General features: G+C 72.0%; 14 protein-coding genes and 1 riboswitch. Of the genes, 11 read left to right on the top strand and 3 right to left on the bottom strand.

Features of this window, described 5'->3' with window-relative positions; genetic code table 11:
- Nucleotides 1-167: 167 nt before the first annotated feature.
- Nucleotides 168-2522: an Ig-like domain-containing protein gene (locus tag ACIQM4_RS32275; RefSeq protein ID WP_401598780.1), complete on the bottom strand. Its 2355-nt coding sequence runs from the start codon at nucleotides 2520-2522 to the stop codon at nucleotides 168-170.
- A gap of 424 nt (nucleotides 2523-2946) precedes the next feature.
- Here ACIQM4_RS32275 and ACIQM4_RS32270 point away from each other — a divergent pair, with 424 nt between their 5' ends.
- Nucleotides 2947-4221, top strand: coding sequence for a sulfite oxidase (locus ACIQM4_RS32270; protein WP_401598779.1), 1275 nt, complete (start codon nucleotides 2947-2949; stop codon nucleotides 4219-4221).
- An 83-nt stretch (nucleotides 4222-4304) separates the two neighbouring features.
- On the opposite strand, the gene ACIQM4_RS32265 is transcribed toward ACIQM4_RS32270, so the two are convergent.
- Nucleotides 4305-6530, bottom strand: a complete 2226-nt coding sequence (locus ACIQM4_RS32265; protein ID WP_401598777.1) for a sulfatase-like hydrolase/transferase — start codon at nucleotides 6528-6530, stop codon at nucleotides 4305-4307.
- A gap of 223 nt (nucleotides 6531-6753) precedes the next feature.
- Between ACIQM4_RS32265 and ACIQM4_RS32260 the strand changes: the two genes are divergently transcribed.
- From ACIQM4_RS32260 to ACIQM4_RS32235, 6 genes are all read left to right on the top strand, one after another.
- Nucleotides 6754-7662, top strand: coding sequence for a formylglycine-generating enzyme family protein (locus ACIQM4_RS32260; RefSeq protein WP_401598775.1), 909 nt, complete (start codon nucleotides 6754-6756; stop codon nucleotides 7660-7662).
- Nucleotides 7663-7735: 73 nt separating this feature from the next.
- Nucleotides 7736-7865, top strand: a riboswitch (TPP riboswitch).
- Nucleotides 7859-8689 (top strand): hydroxyethylthiazole kinase, encoded by an 831-nt coding sequence (thiM, locus tag ACIQM4_RS32255; protein WP_401598773.1) that lies wholly within the window; start codon nucleotides 7859-7861, stop codon nucleotides 8687-8689. (Overlaps the previous riboswitch by 7 nt.)
- 163 nt (nucleotides 8690-8852) lie before the next feature.
- Nucleotides 8853-9518 (top strand): thiamine phosphate synthase, encoded by a 666-nt coding sequence (gene thiE, locus ACIQM4_RS32250; protein WP_401598771.1) that lies wholly within the window; start codon nucleotides 8853-8855, stop codon nucleotides 9516-9518.
- Nucleotides 9515-10333, top strand: coding sequence for a bifunctional hydroxymethylpyrimidine kinase/phosphomethylpyrimidine kinase (gene thiD / locus ACIQM4_RS32245; protein WP_401598769.1), 819 nt, complete (start codon nucleotides 9515-9517; stop codon nucleotides 10331-10333). The genes thiE and thiD overlap by 4 nt, the downstream gene beginning before the upstream one ends.
- A 5-nt stretch (nucleotides 10334-10338) precedes the next feature.
- Nucleotides 10339-11028 (top strand): thiaminase II, encoded by a 690-nt coding sequence (tenA, locus tag ACIQM4_RS32240; RefSeq protein WP_401598767.1) that lies wholly within the window; start codon nucleotides 10339-10341, stop codon nucleotides 11026-11028.
- Entirely contained in the window at nucleotides 11025-12419 is a 1395-nt protein-coding gene (locus tag ACIQM4_RS32235) for a purine-cytosine permease family protein (RefSeq protein WP_401598765.1), read from the top strand. Before tenA ends, ACIQM4_RS32235 begins: the two co-directional genes overlap by 4 nt.
- Nucleotides 12420-12546: 127 nt before the next feature.
- On the opposite strand, the gene ACIQM4_RS32230 is transcribed toward ACIQM4_RS32235, so the two are convergent.
- Nucleotides 12547-12774, bottom strand: coding sequence for a hypothetical protein (locus ACIQM4_RS32230; protein ID WP_401598763.1), 228 nt, complete (start codon nucleotides 12772-12774; stop codon nucleotides 12547-12549).
- A gap of 349 nt (nucleotides 12775-13123) precedes the next feature.
- Here ACIQM4_RS32230 and ACIQM4_RS32225 point away from each other — a divergent pair, with 349 nt between their 5' ends.
- The 4 genes from ACIQM4_RS32225 to ACIQM4_RS32210 all read left to right on the top strand — a co-directional run bounded on the left by ACIQM4_RS32225 (nucleotide 13124) and on the right by ACIQM4_RS32210 (nucleotide 17344).
- Nucleotides 13124-13948 carry a FadR/GntR family transcriptional regulator gene (locus ACIQM4_RS32225; RefSeq protein WP_401598761.1) on the top strand — a complete coding sequence of 275 codons (825 nt, stop codon included), beginning with the start codon at nucleotides 13124-13126 and terminating at the stop codon, nucleotides 13946-13948.
- Between the two features lie 242 nt (nucleotides 13949-14190).
- Complete coding sequence (locus ACIQM4_RS32220; protein WP_401598759.1) at nucleotides 14191-15507, top strand: ABC transporter substrate-binding protein; 1317 nt, start codon at nucleotides 14191-14193, stop codon at nucleotides 15505-15507.
- Nucleotides 15507-16472, top strand: coding sequence for a carbohydrate ABC transporter permease (locus tag ACIQM4_RS32215; RefSeq protein ID WP_401598757.1), 966 nt, complete (start codon nucleotides 15507-15509; stop codon nucleotides 16470-16472). The genes ACIQM4_RS32220 and ACIQM4_RS32215 overlap by 1 nt, the downstream gene beginning before the upstream one ends.
- Entirely contained in the window at nucleotides 16469-17344 is an 876-nt protein-coding gene (locus tag ACIQM4_RS32210; RefSeq protein WP_401598755.1) for a carbohydrate ABC transporter permease, read from the top strand. Before ACIQM4_RS32215 ends, ACIQM4_RS32210 begins: the two co-directional genes overlap by 4 nt.
- Nucleotides 17345-17453: the final 109 nt, after the last annotated feature.

Below are 17453 nucleotides of genomic sequence, written 5' to 3'. Positions count from 1 at the left end.
GCGGGGCGGGGTGCCGCTTGGGCACCTTTGTCCGTCCGGGAATATCGGTCGGATTTTCGCAGGGGGACGGAGGGGTGGGGTGGTGGACGTCGCGTTGGTCGTCGCCGTTACCGAGAAGGTGGCCGGGGGCGGCCCGAGGGGATGGCCCCCTCGGGCCGCCCCCCGGCTCACCCGCCGGAGCCCCGCACCACCCTCGGTCGCAGCAGCGTGATCTTCGACGCGCCGAGTTCGGAGACGTACAAGTTGCCGGTCGCGGTGTCCTCGGTGACGTCCAGCGGCTGCTGGAAGCCGGTGAACCCCGGGGTGCCCGTCGTCGGGGCGGACAGCTTTCCCTGGGGATCGACGCCGAAGACCTCGATGTCCTGGCCGCTGCTGTAACGGACCACCAGCAGCTTGCCCTTCAGCGCGCCGCCGAAGGCGTTGCTCCGGTACTCCACCGCGCCGTTCGCCGAGGCGTGCAGTCCCGCGTCGTACATTCCGGCCAGGTCGAGGTTGCGGTCCGGCAAGGTGCCCACCGGGTAGTCGCCCGTCTCGAACGGGTCGACGCCCGCCGTCGGGTTGCCCCCGGCCAGCACCCACTCGCAGCGGGCCGGGTTGGGGTGACCGTAGTAGCGGTTCTTGCGCACGTCGAAGACGTAGTCCGTCTCGGCGCTGCGGACCGAGGTGAGGCCCGGTACGGCAGGTGCCGTGTACGCCCCGTTGGTGCCGGCGTCGACCCGGCGGGCGCAGGCGGGCGGCAGGGTGGACGGAGTGGCCGGGGTGCTGCCGCCCGCGGCGGAGCCGTTGGTCGGGGCGTAGAGGTGGCCGTTGCTGTGCCACACCAGGTCAAAGGCGTTGCGCACGCCGGTGCCGTACAGGGTCAGGGGTGCGTTCACCGCGAACGGGTCGTAGCTCCCCGGGCTCTCGGTACGGACGTCCACCGGGCCCGACGCGGGCAGCTTCGCCCGGTCCAGGCGTAGCACCGCCGCACTGAGCAGCCGTTCGGGACGGTTCCCCCAGGTCGCGTCGGCGGCCCCCATCGCGTTGTTCGCACCCTGGCTGAGGTAGAGCGCGCCGTCCGGTCCGAACGCCAGCGAGTTGGACTCGTGGTCCTTCACCGACCTCGGCAGCCGGCTGATCACCTCGGTGTACGTCCCGAGGGCGGGCCCGGACAGCTTCGCGATGCTGCTCGAGAAGTCCGGCTCGTTCGGGGTGCCGCCCGCGTACATGGTGTTGGAGGTGATCCACAGGACGGGTCCGGCCGCCGGGGTGCCGGGTTCGAAGGCGAGACCGATGACCGTACGGTTCGGCGCGCCGGGCAGGCCCCTGGCGGTCGCGTCGTCGCGCACGGTGGAGATGGTCTGCGGGCTGCTCAGCGTGCCGTCGGCGCCGATGGTCCAGCGCAGGATGTATCCGTCCAGCGTGGCCGCGTACAACTTGCCGTCCGGGCCCTTGACCACGGAGGTGAAGCTCTTGCCCGAGGCGCCGCTTGCGACCTTGTCGAAGGCGACCGGGCCGCCGGTACCGGTACCGGCGCCGGTGGTGAACACCGAGGACCACGGGGTGAAGGTACGGCCGGACAGGTCCTTCGCACCCGCGGTGACCGTGAACCGGTAGCGGGTGTTCGGTCTGAGGGCGCCGGTCGGCGACAGGTTGATCACGTCACCCCCGCCGCTGGTGACCACATGGGCGGGGACCGCGACTCCGGTCGCCGATTCCTGCAGCGTGACCGTGGCGGCGGTGAGGGTGGCCGCGTCGACCCCGCCGCCCACCAGCCGGAGGTCCGCGACGACGCTTCCCGTGGGCGGCACGGCGGTGGCGGTGTTGGCGGGCGTCACAGTGCGTATCTCGGGGTGGACCGCGGCGTCTGTCAGGGGAGCGACGGTGAGGTGGCTGAGCTTGGTGTTGGTCCCGCCGGCGGGACTGACCGTCAGCCGTCCGTCGGTGACGGTCGGGTACAGGGTCCGGGTGCGGTACGGGGCGGCGCTCGTCGGGACGAAGCCGTCGACGGCGTTCTGGTTCTCCACCTGTAGCGCGTGCGTACTGTCCAGGTTCGAACGCTCGCCGACCACGACGGTCACGGCGTACGTCCCGTTGGGCACCGCGAGCTCCCAGCGTCCAGGGGTGCTGACGCCCTGGGAGGCGGCCGGGAGCTGCATGTGCAGGAAGGTGGCCAGCAGCCGGTCGGGCTCGGCGGCGCCCCGGTCGCGCCCGTTGCCGACGAGGTTCAGCGGCGTGCTGGAGGTGAGACCCACCCAGCCGTAGCTGAGACCGGTGCCCTGGTGGGGGCCGGTGCGGGCGGCGTAGGCCTGGCCGTGGTCGAGGAGGTAGCCCGTGGGGGGCACGGTGCTCGCGGGGGCGAAGTCGACCTTGGCGGCGAAGGTGGTGTCGGCCTCGGCCGGGTTCGGCGTGCCCAGCCCGAGGCCGCCCAGTGCCAGAGCCAGGGCTGTCAGCAGTACGGCGGCGCGCCGGGAACGGGAGCTCTGTCGGCGCGGCCCGCCGGGCCGGCTCGAACCGGGTCTTCGGGAGTGGTGCGGTATCACGGTGTTCGCTCCATCCGGAGGTATCTGTTCACCCATGCGCCGCACGCATCAACTGCGCGCGGAGAAGGGCGAGTTGTCAGGGGGCATCAGTGCCCTCACCCGACCCACCCCAAGCCGCGGCGACCGACCAGGATTCATACGCACCGCAGCTGGGACGACACGTACGGCAACAGGGCTGGTTGCTTGGTACAGGAGTTGGTACAGGAGTAGGTACAGGAGTGTGGCCGCGGGCTTCCTCCCGCACCGGGGGTCGGCGGGGCCCGCCCGGCAGCCACCCTCGTTTCCGGAGCATTGCCGGACATTGCCAACTCGTGGGGATCCGAACGGAGTTCTACCCCCGCGGGCGCCTCTGCCCTACCTTCCGTCCCAGGCTCGGGCGCGGACCCGGGCCGCCCCCTCGTCCCGGCACCTTCAAGGAGACTCCATGCCCGCAAGTCTTCCGGCCGGCCCCGCCGCCCCCGGCCGCCACCCCGCCGAAGCGGGAGCCGGGGGCGCCGGCCCGGACCGGCGCAGAGTGCTCGGGCTCGCCGCGGCAGCCGGAGCCGGCGTCCCGCTCACCGCACTCCTCGGCACCGGAACCGTGGCTGCGCGGACCCGCCCGGCAGCCCCGGTGCCCACGCTGCCCGGTGTCGTCAAGCCGCTGCCCGCCGAGTTGTTCACCCTTCGCGGGACCAACGCGGAGACCAGGAGCGAGGCCCTGCGCGGCACCGGGCACCTCACCCCCGTCGACCGGTTCTTCGTCCGCAACCACACCAGTACGCCCCGTATCGACGCCACGACCTGGAAGCTCACCGTCTGGGGCAGCGGGCTGCGCGGCGGGCCCGTCGACTTCTCCTACGCCGACCTGCGCGCCCTGCCCGCAGTCACCCGTACCGCGTTCATCGAGTGCGCGGGCAACGGCCGCAGTTTCTTCACCTCCCAGCAGGGCCAGGCCGTCACCGGCACCGCCTGGACGCTCGGCGCGGTCGGCGCTGCCCGCTGGCGCGGGGCCCGCCTCGCCGACGTGCTGCGGCGGGCGGGCATCAGCCCCGACGCGGTGGACGTGATGCCACGCGGCCTCGACGGCGAGGTCGTCACCGACGGGGTGAACCAGGGCCGGGTGCGCCGTCCGCTGCCCGTCGCCAAGGCGCTGGACGACGTCATCCTCGCGTACGAGATGAACGGCCTGCCCCTGCCGCCCGACCACGGCTTCCCGGTCCGCGTCGTCGTGCCGTCCTGGGTGGGGGTGGCATCGGTGAAGTGGGTCGGTGACATCGAGGTGAGCGACACACCGCTGGCCTCCCCCTGGAACACCGGGCTGTACCGGCTGTTCGGCGAGGCCTACCCGGCCGGGGGCAGCGCACCCCTCACCCGGCAGGCGCTCAAGAGCGTCTTCGAACTCCCCGCCGGTGCGCGCTTCGCGCTGCGGCGCCCGTACCGGCTGACCGGCCGCTCCTGGTCCGGCGGCGCGCCGGTGCGCCTGGTCGAGGTCAGCACCGACGGTGGTGAGCGGTGGCGCCGGGCCCGGCTGCTGGACGTGCCGCGCAGGGGCGACTGGGTGCGGTGGGCCGCCGAGTGGCTGCCGCGGACGGCCGGTCCCACGACGTTGCTGGCGCGGGCGACCGACGCCGCCGGGTACACGCAGCCTGCGGTGACGGTCCACAACACACAGGGCTATCTGTTCGACGCGGTGGTCCGCCACCCCGTGACCGTCGGCTGAGCGGACCGACGGCCACGGGGGTGTGGTGGGGCCGGAGCCGGGCCCGGTCGCGGTGGGGGTGGCGGGGCCGTAACCGGCCAGGTTCAGCGGACGGTGACCCGTGCGTCGGCCCACGATGTGTGGTCGTACGCCGAGTTCCCGTTCGCATCCTCCACCACCAGGTGCAGCAGCCGCACCCCCCGTACGTCGACGTCCACGGCCACCGGACCGCCCGCCCCCGTCAGTTTGCCCGTACTGAACAGGACCTTGCCGTCGCCGCGTACCGAGGCCTTCGTCGCCCCGGTCGCGGCCTGCCGGGTGGAGAAGTCGTCGATGCCGACGAGTGCGGTGAACCGGCTCGCGTTGCCGCCCAGGTGGTACACCACCTCGGACGGCGCGTGCACGCCGAGGCCCTTGGCGTACGTGGTGCCGCCGAACGCGATCGCAGTGCCGTCCCCCGGCTCCTTGCGGCCGTTGGAACGGTCGCGCTCGACGGGCCCCCAGCCGTTCGCGGCGGACACCCGGTCCAGGTCGCTGAGCCAGGAGTCGACGGTCGGCGCCGCGGGTAGGGTGCTGGTCCGTCCGGCCCCGGTGTACCTCAGCGGCCCGCCGGCGGAACCGGCCGTGGCCTCGAAGGACACCGGCCAGGTGGTGCCGGGCGCGGTCCCGGCCGGTGCGGTGACCTGCCAGGAGGCGGTCAGCTTCGCGCCCTGCGCCAGCCGGGCCGTACCGGTCGCCGTGATCGCCCTGACCGCCCAGCCCGCGGGCGCCCGCACCGTGAGCAGGGCGTCGGTCCACGGTTTGGCCGAGGCGTTGCCCAAGGTCGCCGAGACGGTGAACGCCTGTGCCGGGGAGGCCTGTTCCGGCACGGTGACGCGCAGGCCGTGCGGCTTGCGGGGATAGGAGTCGGCCCACGAGGAGCGCATCAGCGCCACGAGGCCGGTGACGACGGAGGGGTTCTGCGCCGCGACGTCGCGCTGTTCGCCGAGGTCGCTCGACAGGTCGTAGAGCTCCACCTGCCACTGTCCGTCGGGCAGGTTGTGGTCGCGGACCGGGGCGAACCGCACGGCCTTCCACCTGTCCTTGCGTACGGCCTCCGCGAGCCAGGTGGCCCGGCCCTTGTCCTGCTTGTCGGCCCGGCTCGTGACGCCGCGCTCGTCCCGGTACCAGTAGAGGTGGTTGTGCCGGGCGGCGTCAGCGGTGCCGGCGAGCAGCGGGGCGGCGGACAGCCCGTCGATGTCGGCGGGGGCCGGGGCGCCCGCGAGGTCCGCGAGGGTGGGCAGCACGTCGGTGAGCGGGGTCGGCCGGTCGGTGGTGCCCTTGCCGATCCGGCCGGGCGACCACGCGATCAGCGGGACCCGGATGCCGCCCTCGTACAGGTTGCGCTTGTAGCCGCGCAGCGGCCCGCCCGCATCGAACAGGTCCGGGTCGACACCGCCCTCCTCGTGCGGCCCGTTGTCGCTCGTGACGAACAGAATGGTGTCGTCGGCGATGCCCCGGGCCCTGAGCCTGTCGACGACCTTGCCGACGGTCGCGTCGAAGTAACTGATCTGCGCCGCGTGCCCCTTGTTCTGCTGGGTCCACGGGCGGGAGGCGTACGCGCCGCTGTCCGGGATGTCGCTCGGGGAGTGGGGGACGTTGGGCGTGAGGAACAGCAGGAACGGCTCGTCGGCACGGGCGTCGATCCACTCCAGCGCGTGCCGCTCGATGAGGTCGGGGGCGTACGCGCCCTTGGCGTTGCCCTCGTTCGCGGGGATCGGCTCCTTGACACCGTTGTGCCACAGGTACTGCGGGTAGTACTGGTGGGCGTGGCCGTGGTCGATGTAGCCGTAGAACTCCTCGAAGCCGCGCGCGTTGGGATGACTGGCCTGATCGCCCTGCTCGGGGCCGAAGCCCCACTTGCCGATGACCGCGGTGCGGTAGCCGCGGCTGCGCAGCACCTCGGCGAACGTCGTGTCCCCGTCACGCAGCGGCCCCTGCGGCCCGTCCGGATTGGCCCGCACGGCGGCGTGCCCGGTGTGCAGTCCGGTGAGCAGGGAGCAGCGGGACGGCGCGCAGACCGCCGCCAGGGAGTACGCGTCGCTGAACCGAAGCCCCTCGGAGGCGAGTTGGTCGATCCGGGGAGTGGTGATGAGTTTCTGGCCGTACGCACCGAGGTCACCGTAGCCGAGGTCGTCGGCCAGGATCACTACGAGATTGGGTGCGCGGACGGCCGCCCGGCCGCCGCCCGCACGGGAGTCGGCGGACCGCGCCGATGCGGGCGCGGCGGGCACGGCGGCGAGGCCCAGGGCCGCTGCGGACCCGGCGAGGAAGTGTCGACGACTGGACATGGGGACTCCTTGGGGCGCGGACGGCTCCGCTCGGCGGCCAGGTGCGCCGATCATGCGCAGTACGGGCCGGGATAACCATGTACACAACATAAAAAGCTTGTGACGGCGCACCTGGCGGCTCGGACGTACCCGCACACTGGTGCACGGCGTTCACGCTGACCACCGCCCCGTCCACCGCCCCGCCCACCGGCCCTGCCACCCACCCTTCCACCAAGAGGACTTCATGCCGGACCAACCCGCACCGTGCTGCGCTCCCGCGCGGCCGGTGGCCGGCCGACCAGCCGCGTACACAACGGAGTTGGACCCGACCCCGCTCCCGGACCCGGACCGGTACGCGGGCATGGCCGAACTCCCGGGCGGCGCCTTCCTGATGGGCAACGAGGACCGGTACGCCAATCCGCAGGACGCCGAAGGACCGGTCAGGAAAGTGGAGTTGTCCGCACTGCGGGTGGACACGACCGCGGTCACCAACGCCGCGTTCCGGCTATTCGCCGATACCACGGAACACCGGACCACCGCGGAGCGCACCGGCTGGTCGTACGTCTTCGCCGGTCTCCTCGATCCCGCCGTCGTGCACGCCTCCCCCGCCCCGGCCGCGACCCCCTGGTGGCGAGGGGTCCGCGGCGCGTCCTGGCGCGAACCGTACGGGCCCGGATCCGTGTACGAGGACAACCATCCGGTGGTGCACGTCTCCTGGGACGACGCCCGCGCGTACGCCGTGTGGGCGGGCAAGCGGCTGCCGGCCGAACCGGAGTGGGAGTACGCGGCCCGCGGCGGCCTGCCGGGTGCCCGCTACCCGTGGGGTGACGACCTCGACCACGAGGGCGCCTGGCGGTGCAACATCTGGCGCGGCGAGTTCCCGCTGGTCACGGAGAAGGAGGACGGGCAGGTGGGAACGGTCCCCGTCGACGCGTACGGTCCGAACGGTTTCGGGCTGTACAACACGGTCGGCAACGTGTGGGAGTGGACCGCCGACCCCTTCGGCTCCGGCCGGGCCGGACGGGCCATGCGCGGCGGCTCGTACCTGTGCCACGCCTCGTACTGCAACCGCTACCGGGTGGCCGCCCGCACCTCGAACACCGAGGAGAGCAGCAGCGGCAACATCGGCTTCCGGTGCGTGGCCGACGTCTGAGCCACCTGCGCCCGCGGGACGGACCGCCGGGGCCCGAGTGCGAACTGCCGTTCCCTAAGGGGGTACATTGCGTAGCGACCACCGCGGGAGCTCGGGAGCAGCCGGGCTGAGAGGGCGGACGGGAGCTGTTGGCTCCCCTTTCCGCCGACCGCATGAACCTGGACCGGGTAATGCCGGCGTAGGAAGGGTGCTGACGATGGATACTGCCTCCATACCCGGCCGGTACGGCTCTGCCGTTTCCCGCGAGGACGTGGCGGGCGTGGTCGCTTCGCTGCGGGGCTCCGGGCCCCTCGTGCACTGTCTGACCAATGTCGTGGTGTCGCAGTTCACCGCGAACGTGCTGCTCGCGGTGGGCGCCGCCCCCGCGATGGTGCACAGCGCGGAGGAGGCCGGCGCCATGGCGCGGGTGGCCGGGAGCGTCCTGGTCAACCTGGGGACGGTGACGTCCGTGACGGCGGAGGCGATGCGCGTCGCGGTCGCAGCAGCGGCCGGGGCCGGGCGGCCGTGGGTGCTCGACCCGGTGGCGGTCGGTCCGCTGCCCTGGCGCACCGGGCTCGCCCACGAACTGCTGGACATCGCGCCCCCCGCGGTCGTCCGCGGCAATCCCTCCGAGATCCTGGCGCTGGACGGCGGCCCGGGAGGACGCGGCGTGGACAGCGCGGACGCCCCCAAGGCGGCGCTGGCCGCGGCCACCGCACTTGCCGGACGGTACGGCTGCACGGTGGCGGTGAGCGGCCCGCAGGACGTCCTCACCGACGGGACACGCGTGGTGCGCCTGGCCAACGGGCACCCGCTGCTGCCGCTGGTGACGGGGACGGGCTGCGCACTCGGCGCGTTGGTTGCCGCCTGCACCGCCGTCACGGACGACGCGTTGCTGGCCGCGACTGCCGCGACCGCGCTGCTCACCGTGGCCGCCGAGGACGCCGCGAGCCGCTCCGCGGGGCCGGGCACGTTCGCCGTCGCCCTGATCGACGCTCTGTACGCGCTCGGCCAGGACCGGCTCGTCGAGGCTGTCAACCTGCGCTGAGCGCGCGCGTACCGCGGGGTTCCCGTGCTGGCGGCCGGCCCGGAGGCCACCCGCCGAAACCGCTCCTGCGCGCTAGGGCCCTCCCCTGCCCGTACTTCCTGCCCGTACATCCCGATGCGCTTCCCGTGCCCTCAGCCGGCCGGAGGCCTCCAAGGACCTGCCCATGCGACCTTTGCGACCCCTGCAATCCCCGCGACCTCCTCTCGACCTCTCCCTGTACCTCGTCACCGACACCCGTCTCTGCGGCAGCCGTGGCGTCGCCGGCACCGTGGCAGCCGCCGTCAGGGGCGGCGTCACCGCCGTCCAGCTGCGCGACCCGGACGCGGACGCCCGCGCGCTGTTCTCGCTCGGGCGGGCGATCCAGGCCGAACTCGACGGCACCGGCGTCCCCCTGATCATCAACGACCGGCTGGACGTGGCGGCCTGGCTCGGCGCGGACGGCGTCCACCTCGGGCAGCGGGACGTCTCCCCCGAGACCGCTCGGCGCCTGCTCGGTCCACACGCGTACGTGGGTCTGTCCGTCAGCCGGCCCGAGCAGCTGGCCCACGTGCCGGACGCCGTCGACCACCTCGGCGTCGGTCCGGTGTTCCCGCAGTCCACCAAGCCCGACGCGGACGCACCGCTCGGGCCGGCCGGCCTGGCCCGGATCGTCCGGGACAGCCCGCTGCCCTGTGTGGCCATCGGGGGGATCGGCGTGGCCGAGGCCGCCTCGGTCATGGCAGGCGGCGCAGCCGGGATCGCCGTCGTCAGCGCGGTCTGCGGCCGGCCGGACCCCGAGGCCGCGGCACGTTCACTCGTCCACGCCCTGCGACAGGAGGAACCCTCGTGACCACCCCGCCCATCGCCCTCACCATCGCCGCGAGCGACCCCTCCGGCGGCGCCGGGATCCAGGCCGACCTGAAGGCGTTCTCCGCCAACGGCGCGTACGGGACAGCAGTGGTGACGGCCCTGACCGCCCAGAACACCCGGGGCGTCACCGGCATCCATGCCGTCCCCCCGGCGTTCGTCACCGAGCAGATCGACACTCTGTTCGCCGACGTCCAGGTGGACGCGGTCAAGATCGGAATGCTCGCCGACGCCGCCATCGCCGCGGCCGTCGCGGACGCCCTGGAGCGGCACCGGCCCCGGTACGTCGTCCTCGATCCCGTCATGGTCTCGACGAGCGGCCACCGCCTCCTGGAGCCCGCCGCGGTGGCGGTGCTGCGCGAGCGTCTCCTGCCGCTCGCCGACCTCGTCACCCCCAACCTGCCCGAGGCCGGCGACCTCCTCGGCACCGCCGCCGCGCGGAACCGCGCCGAGGCCGTCGAGCAGGCCCGCGCTCTCCTGGGCACGGGCGCAAGCCGCGTCCTCCTCAAGGGCGGCCACCACACGCACGACACCGAGTCCGTCGACGTCCTCGTCGACCCCGCCCACGGCGCGGGCGTCGTCGAGCTGTCCGCGCCGCGCGTGAACACACGGAACACCCATGGCACCGGCTGCACCCTCTCCGCCGCGATCGCCGCCCTCCGCCCGCAGCGCGACGACTGGCACACCACCGTCCGCGCCGCGAAGGAGTACCTGACCGGGGCCCTGCGCGCGGCCGACACCCTGCGTGTCGGGCGCGGCAACGGCCCCGTCCACCACTTCCACCAGTACTGGAGCTGAGCCCCATGACCACGACCTTCTGCGACGGCCTGTGGACGGACACGGCCGGGATACGTGCGGCCATCGACAAGCTGCCGTTCGTCACCGGCCTCGGTGACGGCACCCTGGACCGGGAGAAGTTCGTCTACTACCTGGCCCAGGACGCCCTCTACCTGCGCGACTACGCCCGTGCGCTGGCCAGCGCCGCCGCGAAGGCGGACCGGCCCCGCGACATCGCGTTCTTCGCCAAGTCCGCGCACGACGCCGTCGTCGTCGAGAGCAGCCTGCACGAGACCAACGTCGTCGACGTCGATGCCTGGGCGCCCTCGCCCACCTGCACCGGATACACCTCCTACCTGCTCTCCGTGGCCCACACCCAGGGCTATCCCGAGCTGGCCGCCGCGGTCCTGCCCTGCTTCTGGATCTACGCCGAGGTGGGCCGGACCCTCCTCGGCCAGGCCGGCGACCTCGCCGCCCACCCCTACGGCGACTGGATCGGCACCTACGCGGACGAGGAGTTCGAAGCCTCGACCGAACGCGCCCGACAGATCGTGGGCCGCCTCGCGGACCAGGCCGACCCGGCCACCCGGGCCCGGATGCGTACGGCGTTCACCACCGCTTCCACCTGGGAGTGGATGTTCTGGGACGCCGCCTGGCGGATGGAGTCCTGGCCCTTCGGCGCCGCCCCTGCCCAGGTTTCGGAGCCCGCGAAGTGACGACCGGCACCGAACCCGCCGCTCCGGGCCTGGCCCCCGCGAACGAGGCGCCGCTCACCCTCGGCCAGCCCACGCCCAAGGTCCTGACCGGCCTGGACCAGGGCGCCTTCTGGGCCAACCTGGGCGTCAGCCTGCTCGGCTTCAGCGGCATGCTGGTCGTCCTCGACCCGCTGGGCACGGGCAGTCCGACCCTGTCGTTCGCCGCCGCCGTCACCGCGTCCGTCGTCGGCACCCTGATCGGTACGCTCGCGCTCGGTCTCGCCGCCGTCACCGGGGCCCGCACCGGCGCGCCCTCCATGGTCCTGCTGCGCGGCCTGTTCGGCGCGAAGGCGTCCTATCTGCCCACCGTCCTCAACGTGCTGCAGATGGTCGGCTGGGCGGTCTTCGAACTCGTGGTCATCTCCACCGGTCTGAAGATCCTGGCCCGCCAGGCCTTCGGCGAGCCGGGCCCCGGCTGGCTGTACGTACTCGTCGCGGGCGCGGTGACGACAGCGCTCACCCTGCGTCCGCTGGGCGCCCTGCGCATCATCCGCCGCTACGTCACCGTCGCCGTCGTCCTGGCCATCCTGTACCTGGGCTGGGACCTGGCCGGCCGCGGCATCCCGATGGAGGGCGGCTCCTGGAAGGACTTCTGGTTCGCCGCCGACAGCGTGATCGCCGTGTCGATCTCGTGGCTGCCGCTGGTCGCCGACTACTCACGGCACTCCCGCAGCGAGAAGGAGGCGTTCGGCGGCCTGGTGGTCGGGCAGACCCTCGCGGGCATCGCGGGCTCGGTCCTCGGCGTGGCAGCCCTCGCAGTGATCGCGTTCGACAGCACCGACCCGTACAAGGTCTTCGACCCGTTCACCGCCACCAGCGTCGGCGTGATCTGCTTCGGCGTCCTGGTGCTGCGCGAGGTCGACCAGTCCTTCGCCAACGTCTACTCCACCGCCGTCTCCGCCCAGAACCTGCTGCCCCGGACGGACCGCCGCGTCCTGTGCCTGGTCAGCGGCACTGTGGCCACCGCTCTGGCGCTCCTGGTGAACATGGACAGCTATGCCAGCTTCCTCTACCTGATCGGCGCGGTCTTCATCCCGATGTTCGCCGTCCTCGTGGTGGACTTCTTCGTGCTCGGCGGCCACCGCGCCTGGGACGTCTCCGAACAGGCCCCCACCCGCGCGGTCATGCTCGTGCCGTGGGTACTCGGATTCGCCGCCTACCAGCTGATCGCGCCGACGAACATCGCCGGCTGGTCCGACTTCTGGGCCTGGCTGCAAGGCGCCGTGGGCCTCACCGTCCAGCCGTGGATGAGCGCCTCCCTGCTCTCCTTCGCGGTGGCCGCCCTCGCCACCCTCGCGGTGGGCCGAAGGCGCAGGCCCGACCCGGCCCAGGCCCGCCGAGTGACCCGCTGAGACGCGGCCGGACGCGACAGAGGCCCCGCTGGCGGCGGGGCCTCAGGTCGCTCTACCGGGTGGTGCTCACCCCGGCCGGTGGCGGTCGTCCGGTGGGGCGGACTCCCTGGCCACCTGGCTGGGAGTGTCAGTCGTCGTTGTCCGCGTGGTCGAAGGAGACCGCGTAGCGGTAGCCGCCGACCTTGGTGCCGGTGTGGGTGATTCCGTAGGGGCCGCCCAGGTTGTAGGCCTGGTGGCTCGCGTGACGGCCCTCGCCGTAGACGCCGTTGTCGTTGTCGGCGGCGACGGCGGTGCCGGTTGCCATGAAACCGGCAACGGTGGCCACGGCCAGGGCAGTTGCGATGCGACGAAGCACGAGTCTCTCCTCTGAGACGAATCCAGTGACGCCTCATACAGAACACACGCAGCAGAGGACGACGAGGACATTTCGTCTTTCCGGAGCCAAGTGGAGTAATACGTTCATACTCACGGCAATCGGCGCAACCGGTGCTCCCCGACGGCCAAAGCCGGTCCTCGCACACCCAGCCCCGGCGAGCCGAGCACCTCGCCAGGCGAGCCCGAGCGCCCTGCCCGGCCATCCCGAACACCCTGCCCGGCCATCCCGAACACCCTGCCCGGCCGTCCCGGGCACCCGCACTCCCTGCCCCCGACAGCTCCTGCCCCTCGGCCGGTTCCGGCCCTCGTGACGGCTGTACGCTGCGACCATGCAGCCGTCCGCTCCCTCTCCTTCGCCGGATTCCGCGCAGTCGGACCGTCCCACCGAACCCGCTGAGCGCGGCCTGCTGACGGAGCGGATCGCGCGTCAGCTGGAGCACGAGATCCGGTCGGGCGGGATCGCGGTCGGCGCGAAGCTGCCTTCCGAACGGGAGCTGGCCGCGCAGTTCGGCTCCAGTCGCAATGTCGTACGCGAGGTACTGCGGCGGCTGGAGGCGCAGCACCTCATCGAAGTCGCGCCGGGGCGTGGTTCTTTCGTACGGGAGCAGAGCTCGGGCCGGGCCAGGGAGTACGACTCGCTGTACCGCGCGGGCCGCCCGACGGTCCGTCAGCTCATCGAGGCGCGGCTCCCGCTGGAGGTCGAGATGGTCAGGCTCGCGACCAGGAACGCCACGGACGAGGACATCGCCGTGCTGCGTGGCGCGCGGGACGCCCTGGAGTCGGCCAAGGACGTCGTGGTCAAGGCACAGGCGGACATGGAGTTCCACGACGCGATCGCGGTGGCGAGCAAGAATCCGGTACTGCGGATCATGCTGTCGTCGATCAGCGGGATGATGTTCGAGATGATGCTCCGCTCGAACTCGGACCCCTCCATCGGAGAGCCCGGGGTGCCGCACCACCCGGAGATCTTCGAGGCGATCGAGGCACGGGACGAGGAACTCGCGGCCACGCGGATGCGCGAGCACCTCATGCTCGGTCTGCGCACGTACGGCGCGGATCTCGACGTGCAGGTGGACATCATGGCGCGCAACCACATCGAGACGCTGCTGGACCGGTCACAGGCGCGGCGGGCGGACGGCCGGGCGGGTAAGTAGCACCGGGGAACGTTGACCCCCGGTCAACGCCCGAGGTCAACGCCCGGATAGAGGCGCGGCGTGACCGTTCCGTTGTACGGATCTTTCACTCAGGGGCTGTTCCCGCGCATGCGCATCCTGCTACGGTCCCGTCAGATCCAACTGGTCCTACCAGTTGGACCAGTGGTCGGGAGAGCGAGAGACCCACCAAGGCACTACGGGAACTCACCCTCGGGAACACCCTCACAGAGACGAGGACAACGATGTCCACGAGCAGCCAGCTGTTGAGCCGGCGCTCCTTCGGCAGGCTGGCCGCGGGCGCGGCGGGGGCCGTCGGCGCGGGTGCGCTGGGCGCCTGTTCACCGCAGCGCGCCAAGGCCTCGGCCAACAGCCCGTTGCGGATCATGGCGATCAACCATGTGTGGTCGCAGGCGGTCAAGCGGCGGACCGAGGAGTTCGAGGAGCGGATCGGACGCCGGGTCTCGATGACCCTGCTCACCGCCGACCAGCTGTCGAGCAGTTACAACGTCAAGCTCAACGCTTCGGGCACCGACGTGGACGTCATGATGGTGCGCGCGCTGCAGGAGCAGCTGGTCTTCGCTCACAACGACTGGCTCGCCGACCTCACCGACCGCGTCGAGGGCGACCGGGAGTTCGCCTGGGCGGACTTCCAGAAGGCTCCGCGCGAGGCCTCCGTGGCGGGCGGCAAGGTGCTGAGCGTCCCCGTGGTGACCGAACGCCCCACGCTCTACTACCGCAAGGACCTCGTCGACGGGCCGCCGCGCACCCTGGACGCGCTGATGTCCACCGCGCTGGAGCTCACCCGGAAGAAGAAGGGGTTCTACGGGTACGTCGGCCGCGGGCAGCGCAGCGGGGCGGTCTCGCAGTGGTCCAGCTTCCTGTACTCGCACGGCGGTGACTTCCTCGTCGACGGCAGGTCCGGCATCGGCAGTCGCGAGGCGCTGGCGGCCTACGAGTACTACGGCGGGCTGCTCGGCAGGGCCGGGCCGCCGGGAGCGACCAACATGAGCCTGGAGCAGGCCATGCCGATCTTCGCGCAGGGCAAGGTCGCGTTCTACATAGACGCCGACGCCGTCTACAGCAGCTTCCTCGACCCGAAGGTCGCGACGCAGGGCGTGCGCGAGTCCGTCGGCTTCGCGCCGTTCCCCGCAGGCCCGGCAGGCGCCAGGCCGCACAACATTCCGTCCTGGAGTCTCGGGATCAACAGCTTCTCCCTCCTGCGCGACGAGGCCTGGGAGTTCATCAGGTGGGCCGCGGGACCTGACATGTCCGCCGCTCTCCAGTCCGACGGCATCCCCGGCGCCCGCAGCTCCGTGTGGGAGGACCCCCGGACGCTGGCTGCCTTCCCCAAGGACCTCGCCGACTCGATGCGGATCAACGCCGCACGCGGTCTGGGTCACGACCGGCCCCCGGTCCTGCAGGTGGGCCGGGCCAGGGACATCGTCGGACGACCGCTGGTCGCGGCGATTCTCGGCGAGCCCGTACCGCCCGTGGCGCGTGACGCCGACGCGGAGTTCGCCAGTTTCCTCGTACGCGACAACCGCCACAAGGAGTCCTGATGGCCGCCACCGAGGTCTCCCCCGCCCGGGGCCACGACGCGCCCCCCGGCACGGCCGCGCGCCGCCGCGACCGGCCGCCGCGCACCTTCGAGCAGGCCAACCGGCGGCTGAAGTGGACGATGCTCGCCCCGGCCCTGCTCTTCGTCGGACTGATGATCGTCTTCCCGCTCGCCTTCACGCTCGACCTGAGCCTGACCGACGCGTTCGGGGCGGTGAACGCCGGCAAGCGCCACATCGGACTGCAGAACTTCGCCGACGCCCTGGGCGACGGCCGCCGCTTCTGGCCCGCCGCACGCCGCACGCTGGTCTTCACCGTCGGCGCCGTGCTCCTGGAGACGGTCCTGGGCCTCGCGCTCGCGATGCTCATGCGCAAACCGTTTCGCGGGATGCGCCTGGTGCGCACGGTCCTGATCATCCCGCTGCTCGCCACCCCCGTGGCGATCGGTGTGCTGTGGCTGCTGATCCTCGACCCCACCAACGGCATCGCCAATCACCTGCTCGCCGGTGTCGGCCTGCCCCGCCAGGAGTTCCTGGGCTCGGTGAGCCAGTCCCTGCCGGTGCTGATGCTCATCGACGTCTGGCAGTGGACGCCCATGATGACGCTCCTCCTGCTCGCGGGGCTGACCACCCTGCCCGAGGAGCCGGAGGAGGCCGCGCTCGTCGACGGCGCGAACGCCTGGCAGCGCTTCCGTCACGTCATCCTGCCGATGCTCGGCCCCACGCTCGCCACGGCGCTGGTGCTGCGCGCCGTGGACGCGCTCAAGACCTTCGACATCCTCTACGCCACCAAGGGCGCGGGCGGCGGCTCCGACTTCGAGGCCGAGACCCTCAACGTCTACGCCTACGGCCTGACCTTCGACTACCAGGAGTACGGCCTGGCCGCCGCGGTCCTGGTCCTGTTCACGCTGTTCATCATCGGTGTCGTGGTCCTGCTGCGCCGCCGCGGCGGACGGAGGACCGCATGAGTGCCACCACCCCCGCCACCCGGCCGGCCGTCACCCGTCCGCCCGCAGCGCCCGCCGCCCGCGGGCGACGAAGGTGGACCTGGCTGCGCGGCACGGCCATCGCCCTGGTCACGCTGGTCTTCGCGCTGCCCCTGGTGTGGATGTTCGCCGCCGCGTTCAAGACCAACGTGCAGGTGACCGATCCGGGCGTGGGCCTGTGGTTCAAGCCCACCCTGGACAACTTCCGCAGCATCGTGGAGGCCGGCCAGATCGTGCGCTCCATGGGCAACTCCCTGCTGGTGGGGGCGGTGTCCACGGTGCTCTCCGCGGTCATCGCGGTGCCCGCCGCGTGGGCGGTCGGCCGGTTCGGCATGCACCGCACCGGCTCCGTGATCCTGATCGCCCGAATCGTTCCCGCGATCTCGCTGCTCGTGCCCTGGTACTACCTGTTCGCGCAGCTGGGGCTCGTCGGCTCCTACACCGTCCTCGTGCTCAGCCACATGTTCGTCTCCGTGCCGCTGATCATGTGGATCATGATCAGCTTCTTCGCCGGTCTTCCGGTGGAGCTCGAAGAGGCCGCGCGCACCGACGGGTTGAGCGCGTTCGGCGCCTTCTGGCGGATCTCGCTGCCGCTGGCCGCCCCGGGCACGGCGACGGCCTCGCTCCTCGCGTTCGTCTTCAGCTGGAACAACTTCATGTTCGCGCTGGTCTTCGCCGACGACCGCACCCAGACCGTGCCGGTGACCCTCTTCAACTTCATCTCGTACGCGAGCACCGACTGGGGCGGTCTGATGGCCGCCGCCACCCTCATCACGGTCCCCGTGGTCATCGCCGCCGTCGTCGGACAGAAGTACCTGGTGGCGGGCCTGACCTCGGGCGCCACCAAGGGCTGAGCCCACCAGAGGCCGAGCACCTACCAGGGGTTGAGCACCGATCAGCGGCTGATCCCCGATCAGAGGCCGAGCGCCTCCCCTCCCCCGCCATTCGCCACCGCACCGGAAA

The sequence above is a fragment of the Streptomyces sp. NPDC091272 genome (assembly GCF_044757485.1).
Taxonomy (GTDB): domain Bacteria; phylum Actinomycetota; class Actinomycetes; order Streptomycetales; family Streptomycetaceae; genus Streptomyces.
The sequence above is the reverse complement of the archived record's forward strand: the minus strand, read 5'-3'. Positions and strand labels throughout refer to the sequence as shown.

Bases quoted from the DNA above. Each gene is read 5' to 3' on its own strand.
- ACIQM4_RS32270 (WP_401598779.1), top strand. From the start codon at position 2,947: ATGCCCGCAAGTCTTCCGGCCGGCCCCGCCGCCCCCGGCCGCCACCCC.
- ACIQM4_RS32265 (WP_401598777.1), bottom strand. From the start codon at position 6,530: ATGTCCAGTCGTCGACACTTCCTCGCCGGGTCCGCAGCGGCCCTGGGC.
- ACIQM4_RS32260 (WP_401598775.1), top strand. From the start codon at position 6,754: ATGCCGGACCAACCCGCACCGTGCTGCGCTCCCGCGCGGCCGGTGGCC.
- thiM (WP_401598773.1), top strand. From the start codon at position 7,859: ATGGATACTGCCTCCATACCCGGCCGGTACGGCTCTGCCGTTTCCCGC.
- thiE (WP_401598771.1), top strand. From the start codon at position 8,853: ATGCGACCTTTGCGACCCCTGCAATCCCCGCGACCTCCTCTCGACCTC.
- tenA (WP_401598767.1), top strand. From the start codon at position 10,339: ATGACCACGACCTTCTGCGACGGCCTGTGGACGGACACGGCCGGGATA.
- ACIQM4_RS32225 (WP_401598761.1), top strand. From the start codon at position 13,124: ATGCAGCCGTCCGCTCCCTCTCCTTCGCCGGATTCCGCGCAGTCGGAC.
- ACIQM4_RS32220 (WP_401598759.1), top strand. From the start codon at position 14,191: ATGTCCACGAGCAGCCAGCTGTTGAGCCGGCGCTCCTTCGGCAGGCTG.
- ACIQM4_RS32215 (WP_401598757.1), top strand. From the start codon at position 15,507: ATGGCCGCCACCGAGGTCTCCCCCGCCCGGGGCCACGACGCGCCCCCC.
- ACIQM4_RS32210 (WP_401598755.1), top strand. From the start codon at position 16,469: ATGAGTGCCACCACCCCCGCCACCCGGCCGGCCGTCACCCGTCCGCCC.